18 protein-coding genes and 1 pseudogene are annotated in these 19,607 nt (G+C 70.7%); 7 read left to right on the top strand and 12 right to left on the bottom strand.

Annotated elements, in window-relative coordinates; translation table 11 throughout:
- The first annotated feature begins 20 nt into the window (after window positions 1-20).
- Complete coding sequence (gene purF, locus FHG54_RS03440) at window positions 21-1,478, top strand: amidophosphoribosyltransferase (protein WP_139416024.1); 1,458 nt, start codon at window positions 21-23, stop codon at window positions 1,476-1,478.
- A 45-nt stretch (window positions 1,479-1,523) separates the two neighbouring features.
- Here purF and FHG54_RS03435 read toward each other — a convergent pair whose 3' ends face one another.
- Together FHG54_RS03435 and FHG54_RS03430 are read right to left on the bottom strand one after the other, a co-directional pair.
- Entirely contained in the window at window positions 1,524-1,889 is a 366-nt protein-coding gene (locus FHG54_RS03435; RefSeq protein WP_233437859.1) for a potassium transporter Trk, read from the bottom strand.
- 80 nt (window positions 1,890-1,969) lie between these two features.
- Window positions 1,970-4,891 carry an HtaA domain-containing protein gene (locus FHG54_RS03430; protein ID WP_139416023.1) on the bottom strand — a complete coding sequence of 974 codons (2,922 nt, stop codon included), beginning with the start codon at window positions 4,889-4,891 and terminating at the stop codon, window positions 1,970-1,972.
- A 164-nt stretch (window positions 4,892-5,055) separates the two neighbouring features.
- On the opposite strand from FHG54_RS03430, the gene FHG54_RS03425 reads away from it, so the two are divergent.
- From FHG54_RS03425 to FHG54_RS03415, 3 genes are read left to right on the top strand one after another with little or no spacing between them, the layout of a single operon-like run.
- Window positions 5,056-6,201, top strand: a complete 1,146-nt coding sequence (locus FHG54_RS03425; protein WP_139416022.1) for a heme/hemin ABC transporter substrate-binding protein — start codon at window positions 5,056-5,058, stop codon at window positions 6,199-6,201.
- Between the two features lie 52 nt (window positions 6,202-6,253).
- Window positions 6,254-7,300, top strand: coding sequence for a FecCD family ABC transporter permease (locus FHG54_RS03420; RefSeq protein ID WP_210415493.1), 1,047 nt, complete (start codon window positions 6,254-6,256; stop codon window positions 7,298-7,300).
- Window positions 7,297-8,082 (top strand): heme ABC transporter ATP-binding protein, encoded by a 786-nt coding sequence (locus FHG54_RS03415; protein WP_139416020.1) that lies wholly within the window; start codon window positions 7,297-7,299, stop codon window positions 8,080-8,082. The genes FHG54_RS03420 and FHG54_RS03415 overlap by 4 nt, the downstream gene beginning before the upstream one ends.
- A 28-nt stretch (window positions 8,083-8,110) precedes the next feature.
- Here the strand turns inward: FHG54_RS03415 and FHG54_RS03410 are convergent, their stop codons facing one another.
- Window positions 8,111-8,494: a sterol carrier family protein gene (locus FHG54_RS03410; RefSeq protein ID WP_139416019.1), complete on the bottom strand. Its 384-nt coding sequence runs from the start codon at window positions 8,492-8,494 to the stop codon at window positions 8,111-8,113.
- A 33-nt stretch (window positions 8,495-8,527) separates the two neighbouring features.
- On the bottom strand, window positions 8,528-9,094 hold the full coding sequence (locus FHG54_RS03405; protein ID WP_233437858.1) for a signal peptidase II: 567 nt from the start codon (window positions 9,092-9,094) through the stop codon (window positions 8,528-8,530).
- A 42-nt stretch (window positions 9,095-9,136) separates the two neighbouring features.
- Between FHG54_RS03405 and purD the strand changes: the two genes are divergently transcribed.
- From purD to FHG54_RS03390, 3 genes are all read left to right on the top strand, one after another.
- Window positions 9,137-10,468, top strand: a complete 1,332-nt coding sequence (purD, locus tag FHG54_RS03400; protein WP_139416017.1) for a phosphoribosylamine--glycine ligase — start codon at window positions 9,137-9,139, stop codon at window positions 10,466-10,468.
- A gap of 29 nt (window positions 10,469-10,497) precedes the next feature.
- Entirely contained in the window at window positions 10,498-11,454 is a 957-nt protein-coding gene (locus tag FHG54_RS03395; protein ID WP_139416016.1) for a phosphoribosylaminoimidazolesuccinocarboxamide synthase, read from the top strand.
- Window positions 11,455-11,539: 85 nt separating this feature from the next.
- Complete coding sequence (locus FHG54_RS03390; protein ID WP_139418283.1) at window positions 11,540-12,382, top strand: VOC family protein; 843 nt, start codon at window positions 11,540-11,542, stop codon at window positions 12,380-12,382.
- Between the two features lie 2 nt (window positions 12,383-12,384).
- On the opposite strand, the gene FHG54_RS03385 is transcribed toward FHG54_RS03390, so the two are convergent.
- The 8 genes and pseudogenes from FHG54_RS03385 to FHG54_RS03355 form a co-directional block, all read right to left on the bottom strand.
- A complete protein-coding gene (locus FHG54_RS03385; protein ID WP_168197084.1) occupies window positions 12,385-13,035 on the bottom strand; it encodes a TetR/AcrR family transcriptional regulator in 651 nt (216 codons plus the stop codon).
- 50 nt (window positions 13,036-13,085) lie between these two features.
- Entirely contained in the window at window positions 13,086-13,772 is a 687-nt protein-coding gene (locus FHG54_RS03380) for an N-acetylmannosamine-6-phosphate 2-epimerase (protein ID WP_139416014.1), read from the bottom strand.
- A complete protein-coding gene (locus FHG54_RS03375; RefSeq protein ID WP_139416013.1) occupies window positions 13,769-14,707 on the bottom strand; it encodes an ROK family protein in 939 nt (312 codons plus the stop codon). Before FHG54_RS03375 ends, FHG54_RS03380 begins: the two co-directional genes overlap by 4 nt.
- Window positions 14,707-15,096: a dihydrodipicolinate synthase family protein gene (locus FHG54_RS17040; RefSeq protein ID WP_338025690.1), complete on the bottom strand. Its 390-nt coding sequence runs from the start codon at window positions 15,094-15,096 to the stop codon at window positions 14,707-14,709. Before FHG54_RS17040 ends, FHG54_RS03375 begins: the two co-directional genes overlap by 1 nt.
- Before the next feature lie 275 nt (window positions 15,097-15,371).
- Window positions 15,372-15,629 (bottom strand): annotated as a pseudogene (locus tag FHG54_RS17035) (dihydrodipicolinate synthase family protein); the annotation flags it as partial.
- Window positions 15,630-15,692: 63 nt separating this feature from the next.
- Window positions 15,693-16,490, bottom strand: coding sequence for an ABC transporter ATP-binding protein (locus FHG54_RS03365; RefSeq protein ID WP_139416012.1), 798 nt, complete (start codon window positions 16,488-16,490; stop codon window positions 15,693-15,695).
- The gene (locus tag FHG54_RS03360) at window positions 16,487-18,586 is read right to left on the bottom strand and encodes a dipeptide/oligopeptide/nickel ABC transporter permease/ATP-binding protein (RefSeq protein ID WP_139416011.1); all 2,100 of its coding nucleotides are present in this window, start codon (window positions 18,584-18,586) and stop codon (window positions 16,487-16,489) included. The genes FHG54_RS03365 and FHG54_RS03360 overlap by 4 nt, the downstream gene beginning before the upstream one ends.
- A gap of 1 nt (window position 18,587) precedes the next feature.
- A complete protein-coding gene (locus tag FHG54_RS03355; protein ID WP_139416010.1) occupies window positions 18,588-19,544 on the bottom strand; it encodes an ABC transporter permease in 957 nt (318 codons plus the stop codon).
- Window positions 19,545-19,607 lie beyond the last annotated feature (63 nt).

Below are 19,607 nucleotides of genomic sequence, written 5' to 3'. Positions count from 1 at the left end.
TTCGAGGAGCCATTGCTCGCATGTGCGGCATCGTCGGAATCGTCTCCACTGAACCGGCCAACCAGCAGATCTACGACAGCCTGCTGCTGCTGCAGCACCGCGGCCAGGATTCGACGGGAATCGCGACGGCCGACGGCCCCGTGTTCCACATGGCGAAGGCGCGCGGGCAGGTACGCGAGGCCTTCCGCACTCGTGACATGCGCTCGCTCATCGGCAACATGGGCCTCGGCCATGTGCGCTACACGACGAAGGGTGCCTCCGAGCGTGAAGAGGAGGCGCAACCGTTCTACGTGAACGCGCCGTACGGCATCATCCTCGTGCACAACGGCAACCTCACGAACACACGCGAACTCTCGGAAGACCTCTTCCGCATCGACCGCCGGCACGTGAACTCGACGAGCGACACCGAGATGCTGCTCAACGTGCTCGCCACCGAGCTGCAGGGCCAGATCACCGGCCTCGACCTCGACCCCGACCAGGTGTTCGCCGCGGTCGAGCAGGTGCACGAACGCGTCGAGGGCTCCTATGCCGTCATCGCCCTGATCGCCGGCTACGGCCTGCTCGCGTTCCGCGACCCGTTCGGCATCCGCCCGCTCATCCTCGGCCGCCGCACCGCCGACAACGGCCGCGACGAGTGGATCGTGGCATCCGAGTCGCTCGTGCTCGAATCGGGCGGGTACGAGATCGTGCGCGACGTGCACCCGGGTGAGGCCATCTTCATCGGGCTCGACGGCCAGATGGTCTCGCGGCAGTGCGCGAAGAACGCGGTGCTCGTGCCGTGCTCGTTCGAGTACGTCTACCTCGCCCGCCCCGACTCGATCATGAACGGCATCTCGGTGTACGAGGCGCGCCTGCGCATGGGCGACCGGCTCGCGACGACCATCGAGACCCACATGGACAAGGGCGACATCGATGTCGTCATGCCGATCCCCGATTCCTCCCGCCCCTCTGCGATGCAGGTCGCGCAGAAGCTCGGCATCGAGTATCGCGAGGGCTTCTACAAGAACCGCTACGTCGGCCGCACCTTCATCATGCCCGGCCAGGCGGAGCGAAAGCGCTCGGTGCGACAGAAGCTGAACGCCATGGGCACGGAGTTCAAGGGCAAGAACATCCTGATCGTCGACGACTCGATCGTGCGCGGCACGACCTCGAAGGAGATCGTCGAGATGGCCAGGGCTGCCGGTGCCAACAAGGTGACCTTCACGTCGGCCGCGCCGCCGGTGCGTTTTCCGCACGTGTACGGCATCAACATGCCGAGCCGCCAGGAGCTCATCGCCTACGACCGAAAGATTCCCGAGATCGCCACCGAGCTGAGCGCCGACCACATGATCTACCAGGAGGTGGCCGACCTCCAGGCCGCGATCACCGAGGGCACCTCGATCGAGCAGCTCGACCTGTCGTGCTTCACCGGCGAGTACGTCACCGGCACCGTCACCGAGGAGTACCTCGGCTGGGTGGAGCGCACGCAGCTCAGCTGAGCCGGCCGCTTCCGCGCTTCAGCTCGCCCCGGAGACGGGTGCGCGCTACTCGTCGACCGGGCGCGTCGACTCGTGCTCGACGGCGACCGACTTCGCCCGGCGTGCGGTCGTGCGGTCGATGACGAGCGCCACGCCGGCGCCGAGCGCCACGCCGATGGCAGCGCAGGCGAGCAGCAGGAACCCGAACACCTGGCCCCGGTCGAACTCGTCGTTCGGCGGGAAGGCGAACGTGAGGATGAGCGCCACGACGGCGCCGACGAGCGCGCCCAGCGTGAGGAATCGCGAGTAGCGCGGGGCGCGGCGCACGGTCACGGTGTCGCGCGCGACCTCGGTCTCGAGCGGCACGGATGCGTCGCCGCTCTGCGGGGTGCGCTGCTCATCGGGTTCGTTGGTACTCACGGGGTCGGTCACCCCTCCATTGTCCCGCATTTCGCTGCGACGACGTTGGGAGGCCGGCCCCGACGGGGCCGGCCTCCCGGATGCGCGCAGGGTCAGCGCGCCGCGCGTCGGTTCCGGATGATCAGGAACGCGCCGATCCCGGCCAGCACGAGCACGACGATCGCGACGATCAGCCAGATGAGCCATGCCGCCGGGCCGTCGGCTGAGGTCGCCTGCACCTCGAGGTCGTCGTCGACGACCGCCTGCACCTCGGGCTTCGCGGCACCCGCCTCGATGCCGCAGTCGGCGGGCAATGCGACCGCGAACGAGACCGGATCGAGCTCTTCCCCGGCGGAGTAGGTGCCGAACGCAGCAGCACCCTCTGCCGTGAACTCGGCCGGAACCGCCGTGCCGACGAGCGAGTCGCCGTCGCGAACGAGCGCGCCGTCGAGGTCGAGCGAGGCGAAGCGCACTGCCGTGGCGGTGACCGCCTCGCCATGCTGCGTGGTGCCCGTCACGTCGAGCCGGAGGTACGCCTCGTCGCTGCCGACGAGCTCGATCGACGGATTCGAGATCGTCGTGTCGAGCGCACCGTCGTGGCCGGTGAACTCGATCGAGCCGGGGAAGGAGACGAGCCCGCGCACCGTCTCGGCCTCGATCGAACCCGTGCCGCCGGCGAACTCGAACACGCCGTCGGTCTCACCGGCACCGGTCACGATCCATTCGCCGTTCGCGATGCCGCCCTCGAGGTACTGCAGGAAGGAGCCCTTGAAGCCCCAGTCGAGCGTGGCGTCGGTCACGGTGCACATGCCGGCGGGGGCGGTGACGGTGAAGCGGATGCCCTTCGCCGTCGATCCCTGGAAGGTCAGCGTGTGTTCGCCGGCCCCGAGACCGGCCGGCAGGCTGCCCGTCCACGTGACCACGCCGTTCGCATCGGCGACGAGGTCACGCGCCAGCACGATCGGCGTCGAGTAGACGACGACCATGATGCCGGTCTCGTTCGGCTCGAACCCGTCGACGGTGACCGTGACCTCCTTGCCCTCGACGAGCGCGGCGAGGGTGGCGGCGTCGAGCACGATGCCGGTCGTGGCCGGCGGGGTCGCCGGCACGGCCTTCGGCGCGGTCGTGGCGGCCGAAGCGGTGGCGACCGTGCCGGAGCTGCCCGCGGGCGCCGCCCCCGGCGAGCCGATGACGACCGTGAGCGGGTCGAGCGCCCGCCCCATGGAGTAGTAGCCCTGGAACGCGGCCGCGCCCGCAGCGGTCAGCGTGACCGGGATATTCGCGATGCGGGTCGCACCGTTCACGAGCGACTTCGAGCCGCGCGAGAGATCGACGGTCGCGAGGTCGACGCGCGAACCGTTGACCGAGACCTCGAGCACGCCGCTCGTCGTGGTGGTGGCGCGCAGGGTCGGGCTGGCGAACGTGAGGTCGAGCACGCCGCCGTGACCGGTGAACCGCACCGAGCCCGCGTAGTCGGCGGTGCCGGTTCCGGTCACCTGGCTGTAGCTGCCGCCGGTCTGGCCGAACTGGAAGAGGCCGCCGCCCTGCGTCGCGCCCGAGCCGACTGAGATCGAGCCCTTCGCGATGTTGCCGACGACGTACGAGCGGAACTCACTGGCCACGCCCCACGAGAGCGAACCGCTCGCGATGGTGCCGGGCTGGCCGGGCGCCGGCGGTGTCGGCAGCGTGGGAGGCGTGGGTGGCTCGGGCGTCGTTGCGAAGCTGACCGGGGTGTATGTCTCGAAGGAAGCGATCTTGGCACCGCTGCCGGCGAAGGTGTACACACCGTAATTGCCGTCGGCCAGCGCCTTCTCGAACTCGCGCGCGGTCAACTCGACCTCGAACGAGCCATCGGCACCGACCGCGACCGCACCCGCGGCGGCCCCGCCGATCGCCGCGACATCCGCTGCATCGACGACCCACTTCTGCGAATCGACGACCCGCGTCGACGACGCCGCACCCGCGCTCGGCTTCCAGTCTGCGGCGAACGAACCGAACACCACGTAGGCACCCGCGAACTTGCCCATCAGCGGCGGGCGCACACCGTTCGTCGCCGGTGCGTTCGGAATGAAGCCGCTGCCCCGCACGGTGATCGTCTCGCCCGCGGCATCCAGCCCGCTCGTCTTCGACACGGTCACCGACGGCGTCGTCGGCTCCGGCGGTGCCGGCTGGGCGATCGTGATCGACGCGAACGCATCGAGCGTTCGATCGGTGACCGACAGACCGTGCGCCGCCGACGTCGCCACGACGTACGACGTCGCCGGATCGAACGAACCCGCCGGCACCTCGAGCGTCGTCGTGAACGCCCCGTCGACGATCGACCCGGCCGGCACCCAGCCGAGCGAGAGCCAGCCCTCGGCGACCAGCGGGCCCCCGCCGCTCCAGATCGACGCATCACCGAGCAGCACGTACGCACCGTTCGCCGCACCCGGGCCCACGTAGCCGGTGCCCGACACGGTGAACGTGTGCGCGAGCGCCGGATCGAGATCTGCCGAGGGAGAGACGGCCAGCACCGGATCGGCGACGGGCTCCGGCGGTGCCGGCTGGGCGATCGTGATCGACGCGAACGCATCGAGCGTTCGATCGGTGACCGACAGACCGTGCGCCGCCGACGTCGCCACGACGTACGACGTCGCCGGATCGAACGAACCCGCCGGCACCTCGAGCGTCGTCGTGAACGCCCCGTCGACGATCGACCCGGCCGGCACCCAGCCGAGCGAGAGCCAGCCCTCGGCGACCAGCGGGCCCCCGCCGCTCCAGATCGACGCATCACCGAGCAGCACGTACGCACCGTTCGCCGCACCCGGGCCCACGTAGCCGGTGCCCGACACGGTGAACGTGTGCGCGAGCGCCGGATCGAGATCCTCAGCGGGTGTGACGCTGAGCACCGGCGCCGCCACCGCGGCCGGCGCGACCTCGTCGGCGAGCGCGGGCGCCACCGTGATGATCGAGCCGCCGAGGGCGAGCAGCGCCGCGAGTGCGCCGGCGAGCCAGCGCCTTCCCGAGCGAGTGGGAATCGGTGACGGTGTCTTCACGACGCAGTCCTCCAGGCATGGCGAAGCCACGGTGCACACAGTGCACCGAGCGCGTCGCGAGGGTGAGATGGGGATCGGCCGAGTTAGGTAAGCCTCAGCTAAAAGATGACGCTAGAGTGAAGCCTGCCGCCCTGTCAACTCTAAGGTAAGGCTTACCTCACTTCATGACTTCTCGTGTCACGCTGCGCCCGATCTCGGCCCGCGCACGCCGCTCCGCACTCATCGCCGTGCTCACCGCGACGGCGCTGCTCACCACGGGCTGCGTCGCCACCGCGACCGGCACGACCGCCGAGCCGCAATGCCTGGCCAGCGCGACCCCGTTCGCCGAGCTCGAGATCGACGAGTCGCCCCGCGCGATCGAGGGCCCGTCGACGGCGTGCCTCGCCGATGCCGCGCTGCCGGTGATCTCCTCCGACGAGCAACCCCGGCTTCCGGCGACGATCACCGACGACGAGGGCACGAAGGTCACCGTGACGGATGCCTCGCGGATCCTGCCCATCGACGTCTCGGGCTCGCTCGCCGCCACCGTCTTCGGACTCGGCCTCGGCGACCGCGTCGTCGGGCGCGACAGCTCGACCGGCTTCGCCGAGGCCTCCGCTCTGCCCGTCGTGACGCAGGGCGGTCACAACCTGACCGCAGAGGCGATCCTCGCCCTCGACCCGACCGTCGTGATCACCGACACCACGCTCGGGCCCCTCGACGTGCTCGACCAGCTCCGCGACAGCGGCATCCCCGTCGTGATCACGACCTCCGAGCGCAGCCTCGACACGATCGACGACCTCATCGACCAGGTCGCGGCGGCGCTCGGGGTGCCTGCACGTGGCGAGCTGCTGTCAGCGCAGGTCGATGCCGACCTCGCCCGCGTCGTCGCAGACATCGAGGCGGCCATCCCCGCAGACCCCGCCGTTCGGCCGCGCATCGCGTTCCTCTACGTGCGCGGCTCGGCGAACGTCTACTACCTCTTCGGCGCCGAGTCGGGAGCTGATTCGCTCATCGAATCGATCGGCGGCATCGACATCGCGAGCGAGATCGGCTGGGAGGGCATGCGCCCCGTCACCGCCGAGGCACTCGTGGCGGCGCAGCCCGATCTGGTGCTCCTGATGAGCGGCGGCCTCGAGTCGGCCGGCGGGGTCGACGGGCTGCTCGAGCGCGTGCCGGCGCTCGCCTCGACGCCTGCGGGCGTGCACCGCAGGTTCGTCGACATGGCCGACAGCGAGATCCTGAGCTTCGGCCCGCGAGCCCCGCAGGTCGTCGAGGCACTCGCCCGGGCGGTGTGGGCGCCCGGGCAGTCGGGCTACCTCGATGACTGATACTCGCGAATCCGCGCCCGATGCCGTCCGCCCGAGCCTCGCAGACCGGCCCATGCGCGGCCTCCGTCCCCGCACGAGGAGCACCCTGCTCTTCGGCGGCCTCGCCGTCGCGCTCGTCGCCGGCGTCGTCGTGTCGGCGGGCGCTGGCCAGCTGCCGGTGCCACCGCACGAGGTGTGGAACTCGCTGCTGCGCGGCCTCGGTCTGAGCGACGCTCCCGAGGCGCTGCCGAACACGGATTCGGCGCTCTGGAACATCCGCTTCCCGCGCATCGCGATGGCGCTGCTCATCGGCGCCGCGCTCGCGATGGCCGGCACGGTCATGCAGGCGATCTTCGCGAACCCGCTCGCCGAGCCCGGCGTGGTGGGCGTCTCCTCGGGCGCCGCACTCGGCGCCGCCGCCGCCATCGTGCTCGGCTGGACGGCGTTCGGCGACTGGGTGACGGCCATCGCCGCGTTCCTCGCGGGTCTCGGTGCGACGCTCGTGGTCTACCTCGCGAGTCGCGCAGGGGGCCGCACCGAGGTCGTCACGCTCGTCTTGACCGGCATCGCGATCAACGCGTTCGCCGGCGGTGCGCTCGCGTTCCTCACGTTCATCGGCGACACCGGCTCCCGCGAGGAGATCGTGTTCTGGCAGCTCGGCTCGCTGAACGGCGCCCGCTGGCCCGAGGTCGCCGTCATGCTGCCGCTCGTCATCGCGGCGGGCATCGCCGCCCTGTTGCTCGGCCGCACACTCGACCTCTTCTCCCTCGGCGAGCGCGGGGCACGCCACCTCGGTGTGCGCGTCGAAACCGTGCGCATCGTCTCGATCGTCGTCGTCGCCGTGCTCGTCTGCTCTGCCGTGGCGTTCGCGGGCATCATCGCCTTCGTCGGGCTCATCGTGCCGCACCTCATGCGCATGGTGATCGGGCCCGCCCACCGTCCGCTGCTCGTCGCGAGCGCGCTCGGCGGCGCGCTGCTCCTGATCGCGGCCGACCTCGCGGCCCGCACGATGGTGCCGATGGCCGACCTGCCGATCGGCATGCTGACCTCGATCATCGGCGGTCCGTTCTTCTTCTGGCTGCTGCGTCGCACCCGGCGGCGATCCGGAGGCTGGGGATGAGCCGCGCACGCACGGCCCTGTCGCTCGCCGCCGCGGGTCTCGCCGTCGAGATCGACGGCGTGACCCTGCTTCACGACGTCGACTTCTCGGCGGCGGCGGGCCGGGTGCACGCACTCATCGGGCCGAACGGCGCCGGCAAGTCGACGCTGCTCGCAGCGCTCGCGGGCGACCGGGCTGCGGCGGCAGGCAGCGTGCACCTCGGCGACACCCCGGTCGCCCACCGGTCGCCGAAGGCACTCGCCCGCCTTCGCGCCGTGCTGACGCAGGAGCACACCGTCTCGTTCCCGTTCCCGGTGCGCGAGATCGTGGCGATGGGCCGGCACCCGTGGGCGGGCAGCGCAGCGGCCGACGACGACGATCGCGAGATCGACGCGGCGATGGCGGCGACGGAGGTCGGCCACCTCGCCGCGCGCACCGTGCCGTCGCTCTCGGGCGGCGAGCGGGCCCGCGTCGCGCTCGCCCGCATCCTCGCGCAGTGCACGCCCGTGCTGCTCCTCGACGAGCCGACGGCCGCCCTCGACCTGAAGCACCAGGAGGACGTGCTGCGACTCGCCCGCGGGCACGCCGCGGCCGGCGCCACGGTCATCGTGGTGCTGCACGACCTGAACCTCGCCGCCGCCTACGCCGACGACATCACCCTGCTGCGACTGGGCCGGGTCGTCGCGACGGGCACGCCGGCCGAGGTGCTGACGGCTGAACGCATCGAGGCGGTCTACGGCCAGCCGGTCGACGTCGTGCCGCACCCGCGCACGGGCGCCCCGCTCGTGCTGCCGTCGCGCTGAGCCGCAGCGCCGGCCCGTCGGGCATTCGTCAGCGGATCACCGGTAGCACGTCGCTGAGGTCTGCCCGCTGCCCGGAGGCGTGCACGCGCCCGGCCGCTCGCGCGTCGGCCCACGAGAGCGTTCCCGTGGCGAGATCGAGCCACGTCGAGACATCCGTCTCGACGACGTTCGGCGGAGTGCCCCGCGTGTGCTTCGGGCCCTCGATGCACTGCACCGCGCCGAAGGGCGGCACCCGCACCTCGACGGTGCCGCCGGGCGACTGCTCGGCGAGCACCTGCAGCGAGTAGCGCACCGCGAGCGCGAGCGTCGAGCGGTCGACGGATGTCGCGGCATCCGCACCCTCGGCCGTCACCGTCTGCACGACGGCCACCGCCGCGCGTCCGATGTCGTCGCCGATTCTCGCGCGTGCCATGCCGACCATTCTGCCACCGGTGCACCCGATCGGTCAGGCTTCGTGCGTACGCCCGCCCCTGACCGCGATGCCCATGAACGTCAGCACGAGGATCATGACGGCGCCGGCGAAGATCGCGATGTCGGCGATGTTGCCGACGAACCAGTTGCCGTAGCCGATGAAGTCGACGACGTGCCCGCGTCCGAAGCCCGGCTCACGGAACAGGCGATCGCCGAGATGGGTGACCGCGCCGCCGAGGAGGAGACCCAGCGCGATCGTCCAGCCGACCGAGCCGACGCGCCAGGCGAACCACACGAGCGCGATCGCGCCGAGTCCGGCGAGGATCGCGAAGATCCACGTGTACTCGGTGCCGATCGAGAAGGCGGCGCCGGGGTTGTACACGAGCACGAAGCGGATGACGTCGCCGATCACCGGAATCGTGCTGCCGTCGCCGAGTTCGGCCTCAGCCCACCACTTGCCGGCCTGGTCGACGAACACGATGAACGCGGCGATGCCGAGCACCCACCAGAACAGGCGGCGGCCCGTCGCGTCGGGCGCCGGGTCGTCGTCGATGGCCGTCGGGTCGTGCGCGGCGCCCGCGCCGGTCGAGTCTCTGGTCACGCGCACCATTCTCGCAGTACCGCGCTGGGGTAGCCTGAACCGGTGAGAATCCTCGTCCTCGGCTCGGGCGCGCGCGAGCACGCCATCATCCTCGCGCTCCTCGATGAGGAGGCCGGCCACGAGATCATCGCGGCACCGGGCAACGCGGGCATCGCGGCATCCCCCACCTCTTCGGCTCGCGGCAGCGTCACGACCATCGCTCTCGACCCGACGAGCCCGAGCCTCGTCGCCGAATACGCGCTCGACAACGACGTCGAGTTCGTCGTCATCGGGCCGGAGGCCCCGCTCGTCGCCGGCGTCGCCGACGCCCTGCGCACACGCGGCATCGCCGTGTTCGGGCCGGGCAAGGCCGCTGCGGCGCTCGAGGGTTCGAAGACCTTCGCCAAGCGCATCATGCAAGAGGCAGGGGTGCCGACCGGGCGGGCGAACCTCGCCGACACCCTCGCCGACGTCGAGACGACGCTCGACGAATTCGGCGCTCCCTATGTCGTGAAGGCCGACGGTCTCGCTGCGGGCAAGGGCGTGCTCGTCACCGAAGACCGCGCTGCCGCGCTCGTGCACGCCGCCCACTACCTGCAGCAGGGGCCTGTGCTCATCGAGGAGTTCCTCGACGGCCAGGAGGTCTCGCTCTTCCTCCTCTCCGACGGCACCAACGTGCTGCCCCTCTCTCCCGCGCAGGACTTCAAGCGCCTGCACGACGGCGACGCCGGCCCCAACACGGGCGGCATGGGCGCGTACTCGCCGCTGCCGTGGCTCGCCGACGCCTCCGACGGTCGCGGCGGCCGCTTCGGCAGCGAGGCGGCCTTCGTCGACGAGGTCATCGAGACGATCGCCCTGCCCACCGTTCGCAAGCTCGCCGAAGAGCAGACCCCGTTCATCGGGCTGCTCTACGCCGGGCTCATCCTCACCTCGCGCGGCATCCGGGTGATCGAGTTCAACGCGCGCTTCGGCGACCCCGAGACGCAGGTCGTGCTCCCCCGCCTCGCAACCCCGCTCTCGGGTCTGCTGCACGCGGCCGCGACGGGCGGGCTCGGCGCGCTCCCGCGTCCGGCATTCCGAACGGATGCCGCGGTCACGGTCGTGCTCGCGAGCGAGGGCTACCCCGAGGCGCCGCAGACCGGGCGGCCGATCGAGGGCATCGAGGCCGCAGCATCCGTGCCCGGCGTGCACCTCGCCCATGCCGCGACCGCGATCGGTGCGGCGACCGGTGAGGGCGGCGTGCCGCTCGTCGCGACCGGCGGCCGTGTGCTGAGCGTCGTCGCGGTCGGCGACGGGTTCGCCGAAGCGCGCCGCCGCGCCTACGAATCGCTCGCGCACCTGCGACTCGACGGCGGGCAATATCGCACCGACATCGCGGCCCGCGTCACCGAATAGTGGGGGCACGCCTCTCGTAGACTGATGGCGTGAACGAATCGCAGGAGCACCCCGGCTGGACCCACGTCTACTCGGGCAAGGTGCGCGATCTCTTCGTGCCCACCGGGCTGCTCGTCGACGACGACTCCTGGACCGGCGACCCGCTCCGCCTCTCGCCGATCCTGCTCGTGGTCGCGACCGACCGGGTGAGCGCCTACGACCGGGTGCTCTCGCCCGCGATCCCCGGCAAGGGCGCGATGCTCACGAGCCTCACCCGCTGGTGGTTCGACCAGCTGCCCGAGGTGCCGAACCATCTGGCGCACCCGCTCGACGATCGCCTCGAGGCGCTCGACCTGCCCGAGGTGCCGGCCGAGCTCGCCGAGCGCGGCACGCTCTGCCGCACGCTCGACATGTTCCCCGTCGAGTGCGTCGTGCGCGGCTACATCACGGGAGGCGGGTGGAAGGAATACCAGGAGACCGGTGCCATCGGTGGCCACGCCCTGCCCGAAGGGCTTCAGAACGGCGACCGCCTGCCCGAGCCGATCTACACGCCCGCGTGGAAGGCCCCACTCGGCGAACACGACGTCAACGTCTCGTACGAGCGCACGGTCGAACTCGTCGGCGAGGTCGTCGCCGCCCAGTTGCGCGAGCTCTCGCTCGAGATCTTCGCGCGCGCATCCCAGATCGCCGAGGCGCGCGGCGTCATCCTCGCCGACACGAAGTTCGAGTTCGGTGCCGACCGTGCGACCGGCATCGTGACGCTCGCCGACGAGGTGCTGACGAGTGATTCGAGCCGCTACTGGGATGCCGAGGCGTACGCGACCGCTGCAACGCCCGAGCTGCGCATGGCGAGCTTCGACAAGCAGATCGTGCGCGACTGGCTCTCGGCGAACTGGGACCAGGAGGTCTCGGAGGAGCCGCCGACCCTCCCCCACGAGATCGTCGCGCAGACCGCTGCCCGCTACCGCGAGTTGCTCGACCGGCTGACCGCCGGCGTGAGGGAATAGCCGCCGGGCCGCCCGGGTTGCGTTAGTTGTGATTACAACCAATGGAGCGCCGACCGGTTCCGGCCTGCTCGCGGCAGACACCGGCATGGGCGCGGTGACGCTGCGCGTCGGCGACCTCGACGCCATGATCCGCTACTACCGCGACGCCGTCACCCTCGAGCTGTTGAGCCACGACGGCCCCGTCGCCGTGCTCGGCCGCGGCACCACGCCGGTCGTCGTGCTCCAGCACGCGCCCGAGCTGAAGCGCGCGAGCCCGCGCGACGCCGGACTCTTCCACACCGCGATCCTCTTCGACACCCGAGAGGCGCTGTCGACCGCGATCTACTCGGTCGCCTCGAAGCATCCGGGCACGTTCACGGGCAGCGCCGACCATCTCGTGAGCGAGGCCTTCTACTTCACCGACCCGGAGGGCAACGGCGTCGAACTCTACTTCGACCGCGATCGCTCGAAGTGGAGCTGGGTGCACGGCACCGTCGAGATGGCCACCATGTACCTCGACCCGAACGCATACCTGCGTGAACACCTCACCGAGGGCGGGGCGGTTGCCGCGGCATCCGGCACCGGGCTCGGCGACGCCGTCGTCGGTCACGTGCACCTCTCGGTGGGCGACGTCGCGAGCGCGCGTGAGTTCTACGTCGATCGGCTCGGCTTCGAGACCACGGCGGAGATGGGCGACCAGGCGCTGTTCGTCTCCGCGGGCGGCTACCACCACCACATGGCGATGAACACGTGGAACAGCCGCGGTGCCGGGCGCCGCGGCCTCGCGCTGGGTCTCGGCAAGGTCGAGATCGTCGTGCCCAGCGCCGACGACCTCGGCGCACTCGGCGAACGGATGTCGCATCATCGCGTCGCGACCCGCGACGACGGTCGCGTCCTCTCGTTCGACGACCCATGGGCGAACCTCGTCGAGGTGCGCGCGGCCGGCTGACGTCAGCGAGGCGTGCGTTTCGGCGCCCTGGCGTGCGACATGTCGTGGAACTCGTCGAACGCCTGCCCGTCGCCGGGCAGCGGCGTGAGGTCGGGCCGGGCGCGCAGCCCGTCGAGCACGATGCCCAGCTGGCGGCGGCGGAATGGCAGGTATGCATCGCCGTACTGCCCGAGCGAGCCGAGCATGTCGACCATCACGCTGAGATCGACGGCGGTGACGTCGTCGCGCAGCAACCCTTCGGCCTGTGCGCGGGCGACCACCGCGTCCATCATCGGGGCGAACTCGGCGGCCGGCCGGTGGTCGGGATCGAGCTCGGCGACGCGGGCCATCACCGCCTGCAGGTGCGGCGAAGCGGCCAACCACCCGCTCACCCGCTCGAGCCAGAGCTCGATCGCCCGCCACCCGGTCTCGGCGTTCAGGAACTGCGGAGCGAACTCCGCCAGATCTGCGACCGCGTCATCGTAGAGCTCTCGCACGAGGGCGTCGCGGTTCGGGAAGTGACGGTAGACGGTGCCCGCTCCGACACCGGCCCGGGCCGCGAGTTCGTCGAGCGGCGCGTCGATGCCCCGCTCGGCGAAGAGGTGCTTCGCCTCGATGAGCAGCCGTTCATGATTTCGCCTCGCGTCACGGCGGGGCGACTGGGACGAACTCACGCCTTCACTGTACGCGCGTCGGTCGACCTCGATACGGAGATTCGGCCGACTTACTCGGAACGTCGCTCGACGGCCGCGGCGAACCAGCCGGTGATCGTCTCGGGATGCGTGATCGCGGTTCCGACGACGACCGCGAACGCTCCGGCGTCGATGCACGCCGAAGCCTGCGCCGGCGTGTGCACCCGGCCCTCTGCGATGACCGGCACGTCGAGCCGGGCGGCGAGTTCCGCGAGCACTTCGAGGTCGGGACCGACGGTCTTCGGCCGCTCCTCGGTGTAACCGCACAGGGTGGTACCGACCAGATCCGCGCCGGCCTCCGACGCTGCGAGACCGTCGGCGACCGACCCCACGTCGGCCATGACGAGCACGCCGGCCTCATCGTGCAGGCGCCGGACCGTCTCGGCGAGGCTCAACCCGTCGGGCCGAGCGCGTCGGGTGCCGTCGATCGCGACGATCTCGGCACCGGCCCGCGCAACCTCGAGCGCATGCTCGAAGGTCGGCGTGATGAAGACCCCGCCGTCGCCGTCCTTCCAGAGCCCGATCTGCGGAAGTGCCACGCGTTCATGGATGAGGCGCACATCGGCGATGCCCTGCGCGCGGATGCCGACCGCACCGCCGCGCACGGCCGATTCGGCGAACTGCGCCATGGTCTCGGGGTGCCGCATGGGTTCGCCCGGATACGCCTGGCACGAGACGATGAGCCCGCCGCGAAGCGTGCTGAGGTCGAGGTCGGTCATGCTGGCTCCTCCAGGGGTGTTGCAGTGGTGATGAGGGCGGCGGCCCCCACGATCGCGGCATCGGCACCGAGGGCGGCGCCCACGATCGGCGTGTCGGCGAGCAGCGCGATCCGTTCGTCGTCGGCGGCTTCGCGAAGCGCTCGCCACCAACCTTCGCCGGCCGACGCGAGCCCGCCCCCGACGATCACGACGTCGGGGTCGAGGGCGTTCACGAGTCCGCCGATCGTGCGGCCGAGGGCACGGCCCGCGAGGGCGACGGATGCCTCGGCGTGCACGTCGCCCGCTTCCGCGCGCTGCACGACCACGCGGCCGTCGGTGACCGACGGGTCGCCGCTCGACTCGCGATAGACGGCGCACATCGCGGGCCCGGAGGCGACCGCTTCGAGGTGCCCGGTTCGGCCGCAGGTGCACGGTCTCCCGGCTGCCTCGGCCGAGGGCACGTGGCCGAAGTGACCCGAGACGCCGCGACGCCCCGAGTGCACCCGCCCGTCGATGACGAGCGCGCCGCCGACACCGGTGCCGGCGGCGATCATGAGCACGGTGGGCGCACCGGCGCCCGCGCCGTGCAGCGCCTCACCCAGGGCGTGCGCGTGCACGTCGTTGACGACGGAGACCGGAAGGCCGAGTTCTGCCGCGAGCGCGTCGCGCACCGGCGTGCCCGTCCATCCGGGCAGCGAATCGGTCGCCGACGCGACCGCGCCGCTCGCCCGATCGATGACTCCGGCGGAGCCGACACCGCATCCGCTCAGCACGATCTCGGGGCCTGCGCGCTCCGCGAGCGACCTCGCGAGGCGCACGACCGTGTCGAGCACGGCACCCGGGCCGTGAACGGCCGGGGTCGGCGCCGAGGCGCGGCCCAGCACCACGCCGCCCTCGCCGACGAGCCCGGCGGCGATCTTCGTGCCGCCGAGGTCGACGCCGATGGCGGCGCGCATCAGGCCGAGAGTTCCGCGCGATCGACGATCGCGGTGATGCGTGCCACGGTGTCGCCCTCGAGCGACGGCACCGGCTGCGACATCCGGTTCGAGGCGATGACGCCGAGGTGGGCGAGAGCCGTCTTGAACGCGCCGAGCCCGGCCGCCTCGCCGCTCACGCCGCTCGCCTGGAAGACGATCTCGAAGAGCTCGGCGACCTCGTCCTGCAGTTCGCGCACGCGCGCCCAGTCGGCGGCGCCCGCCGCGTCGAAGAGCTGCACGTAGCGCACCGGGTCGACATTGCCGAGGCCGGGCACGACGCCGTCGGCGCCCGCGAGCAGCGCGCCGTCGACGACGACCTCGTGGCCCGTGAAGAGCGTGAGCGGGCTGCCGGCCGCGCGGTTGGCCATCACGAGGCGGCGGAACGCGACGTCGTCGCCGCTCGAGTCCTTGACGCCCGGCGAGCACTCCCTCTGCGCCGAGACGCACGAGCATCGCGTGGTCGAGCTTCGAGTGCACGCGCACGGGCACGTCGTAGGCGAAGAGCGGCAGGGCCGTCGCGGCGGCGATGGCGCGGAAGTGCGCCTCGGTCTCGGCGGCGCTCGGACGCGCGTAGAACGGCGGTCGCGACGATCGCGTCGACGCCCGCCGCTTCGGCGAGGCGCACCTGGCCGATGACGCGAGCGGGTGTCATCTCGTTGACGCCCGCGATCACCGGCACGCGGCCGGCCGAGATGCGAACGGATGCCTCGAGCACGCGAGTGCGCTCGTCGTCGGAGAGGAACGCGACCTCGCCCGAGGAGCCGAGCACGAACAGGCCGTGCACGCCGGCGGTGATGAGCCGTTCGACGAGGCGCTCGAACGCGGCTTCATCGAAGGCGCCCGATTCGTCGAGCGGGGTGAGAACGGGCGGGATGACGCCGCGGAAGGCGGTGGTGGTCACGTTGGAGCTCCTGATGGTTCGTGTTCGTGGTTCAGTCGTGGTCGGTGGTCGGTCGGTACCGGTTCAGCGGGGTGCCAACAGGCTCGGCGCTGCGCCGAGCAGCGTGCGGGTGTAGTCGTCGGAGGGATCGTCGAAGACGTGTTGCGCGGTGCCGAACTCCACCACGCGTCCCTTGTTCATCACGGCGATCTCGTCGGAGAGGTAGCGGACCGTCTGGATGTCGTGCGAGATGAACACCATGCCGAGACCCAGCTCGTTCTTCAGGTCGGTGAGGAGGTTCAGGATCTGCGCCCGAACCGACACGTCGAGCGCCGACGTCGGCTCGTCCGCGATGATCACCTGCGGGTCGAGCACGAGTGCGCGAGCGATCGCGACGCGCTGACGCTGACCGCCAGAGAGCTGGCCGGGAAGCGCATCGAGGGTGGAGGCCGGAAGCCCGACCAGCCCGATCAGGTCGCGCACCTTCGCCTCGCGCTGCGCCCTGGTGCCGATGCGGTGCACCTGCAAGGGGTCGAGCAGGGCGTCGCGGATCGTCATCCTCGCGTTCAGCGCGGTTGCCGGATCCTGGAAGACGACCGACAGGATGCGGCCGAGGCGGCGGCGCACCGATGCGGAGAACGACTTCACCGGCTCGCCGCCGAACTTCACCTGGCCGGACGTCGGCTTCTCGAGTCCGACGAGCACCTTCGCCGAGGTCGACTTGCCCGACCCGGACTCCCCGACGATGCCGAGGGTCTGCCCGCGTCGCACGGTGAGCGAGACGCCGTCGAGCGCGTCGACGTACTGGCGGTTCCTGAAGGTCGAATTGCGAGCCTTGTATCGGACGTGCACGTCCTTCAGCTCGATGACGGGTTCGTTCATCGTCCTGCCCCCATCGGCTCGACCGGAGCATCGTCAGGATGCCCGGCGTAATAGTGGTCGGTGCCCTCGATGCGGCGGCGCACCGGAATGACTCCGGCATTGCGCGCAGGGTCGGCGGAACGCGGCGCGAACCGGTCGCCGACCGGGAAGTCCCGCGGCGACGGGACGACGCCCGGCACCTGGTGGAGGCGATCCGAACCGGACTCGATCGAGAGCACCGCGCCGAGCAGGCCCCGCGTGTACTCGTGCACCGGCTGGGTCAGCAGCTCGCCCGTGGTGCCCTGCTCGACGACCTGCCCCGCGTACATCACGGTGATGCGGTGTGCGAGCTCGGCGACGAGCGCCAGGTCGTGCGAGACGAAGAGCATCGCGAAGCCGAGTTCGTCGCGCAGCCGGTTGAGCAGCTCGATCACCTGCGCCTGCACGGTCACGTCGAGCGCCGTCGTCGGCTCGTCGGCGATCACGAGGCGCGGGTCGCGCGTGAGCGCCATGGCGATGAGCACGCGCTGGCGCTGCCCGCCGGAGAGTTCGTGCGGGTACGACGCGAGCGTGCGTTTCGGGTCGAGGCCGACGAGTTCGAGCAGGTCCTCGGCCGAGCGGGTTCCCCCGCGCGCCGTGAGCTGCTTCATCTGCGATCGGATGAGCATGGCGGGATTCAGCGAACTCAGCGCATCCTGGTAGATCATCGCGATGTCGTTGCCGCGCAGGGCGTTGCGCTCCGCCGGGGACATCGCGAGCAGGTCCTTGCCGTCGAACATGATCTTGCCGCGGATGTTGGCACGGGGGTCGAGCAGACCCATGATCGCGAGCGACGTGATCGACTTGCCGCATCCCGACTCGCCGACGAGCGCCATGGTCTCGCCGGGGCGAACGGTGAAGTTGACGTGGTCGACGACATCGACATCGCCGTGACGGGGGAAGGAGATCTGCAGGTCCTGCACGTCGAGGAGGGGCGGCGCATCGCTCGAGTACACGAGGCGGTCGCTGCGCGCCTGCTCGCGGTCCCTGAGCTGGGCGAGCCGCACGTCGAGCGGCACGACCTTCGTCGTGACGTGCAGGCCGGAGTCCTCATCCGCCTGCTGCTCGGCGAGCTCGGTCCTGCCGACGATCGACGTCTCGAAGGCCTCGAGCTCGTCGATGCCCGCGGCGACCTGATCGGGCGTCGCGCCTTCGTGCAGGGGCGCCTGCTCGGCCTCGAGGTCGTGCGTCGATTCCTCGGTCGAGGCGGCATCGGCCGTCAGCTTGCGCGCACGAGGCGAGATCATCGCGTCGGTCATGCCCTCGGAGAGGATGTTCAGGCTGAGCACCGTCAGGAGGATCAGGAGGCCCGGGAAGAAGGTGGCCCACCAGTAGCCGCTCATCACGAGGTTGCGGCCGTCGGCGATCACGTTGCCCCACGACGGCTCGGGCGCCGGTACGCCGGCCTGCAGGAACGAGAGGGATGCCTCGAGCACGATCGCGTCGGCGACGAGCACCGTGGCGAACACGAGCACGGGCGCGAGGCTGTTGCGCACGACGTGCTTGGTGATGATGCGGGGGGTGGAGGCTCCCATGACCCGCACCGCGGAGACGTAGTCCTCGCCGTACTGGTCGAGCACGTTCGCTCGCACGACGCGGGTCAGCTGCGGTGTGTAGAGGAATGCGATGGTCATCACGAGCACCGGTAGCGACTGGCCGAACACGGTGACGAAGACCGCCGCGAGCGCGATGCCGGGGAACGACATGATGACGTCCATCACGCGCATCACGATCTCGGAGATCCACTTGGGCGCCGTCGCGGCGATCGTGCCGAACACCGCAGCGGCCAGCAGTGCCACGACCGTGGCTCCGAGACCGATCGTGAGCGAGTAGCGGCCGCCGTACATGAGGCGGGAGAAGATGTCCCGGCCCTGACGGTCGGTGCCGAACCAGTGCTCGGGGCTCGGCGGCTGCACGGGCGGCCCGGAGGCCAGCGGGTCGTACGGTGCGATCCACGGCGCGAACACCGCACTCAGCGCGATCAGCACGAGGAAGCCGAGTGCGATCTTCGAGCCGAGCGGCAGGCCGCCCAGGCGCAGGCCGGGCTTGGAGAGTTTCTCTGTCAGTTTGCGTCGCATGTCACACCGACCTGATTCGCGGGTTGATGAGCACGTACAGGAGGTCGACGATGATGTTGATCACGACGAACGCGAGGGCCACCATGAGCGTGACTCCCTGCACGAGATTGGGTTCGTTGTTGGTGATGCCCTGGAGGATCAGCGTGCCCATGCCGGGCAGCGCGAAGATGATCTCGATGACCACCGCGCCGCCGATGAGGTAGCCGACGCGCAGGCCGAGCACCGTGACCGGCGTGATGAGCGCGTTGCGGAACACGTTGCGGGCGATCACGACCGGCCGGGGAACGCCGGCACCGACGGCGGTGCGCACGTAGTCGCGGTCGAGTTCTTCGACCATCGCCGTGCGGACGACGCGTGAGAGCTGGCCGATCACCGGAACGGCGAGCGAGATGGCCGGCAGGGTCATCCTGGCGAGCCATCCGCCGGGGTCCTCGCTGAACGACGGGAGGGGGCCGGATGCCGGGAGGAGGTTCAGCTGAAGGGTGAAGAGCTGGATGAGCAGCACGGCGAGCCAGAACGACGGCATCGACAGCGAGCCGACCGAGAGCACGCGGATGACCTGGTCGGGCCAGCGGTCGCGGTAGAGCGCCGCCGCCACACCGAGGAGCGTTGCTCCGATGACGGCGATGATGAGACCGAGGAACGTCAGCTGGAGGGTGACCGGGAACGCACTGGCCACCGCATCGCTCACCGGCAGCTGCCGGGCCGTGTAGGTGCCGAGGTCGAACCGCACGAGCCCTGCAAGGAAGGCGAAGTAGCGCACCAGCAGGGGGTCGTTCAGCCCGTGTGCATCGCGATACGCTTCGCGGTCTTCGACCGAGGCACCTTCACCGAGTGCGGTGATCGCCGGGTCGACTTGGGAGAAGGACATCACGAAGAATACGAGGAACGTGATGCCCAGGATCATCAGGGGCAACTGGATGAGTCTGCGCCCGATCAGTCGGAGCGTGTTCGACACGGCCCGTCCTTCCGGCTCGAGAGTGGACCGCGACGACGCGGTCGGAGAACAGGGGGACCGGGG

This window comes from Agromyces laixinhei, from assembly GCF_006337065.1.
GTDB lineage: Bacteria > Actinomycetota > Actinomycetes > Actinomycetales > Microbacteriaceae > Agromyces > Agromyces laixinhei.
The sequence above is the reverse complement of the archived record's forward strand: the minus strand, read 5'-3'. Positions and strand labels throughout refer to the sequence as shown.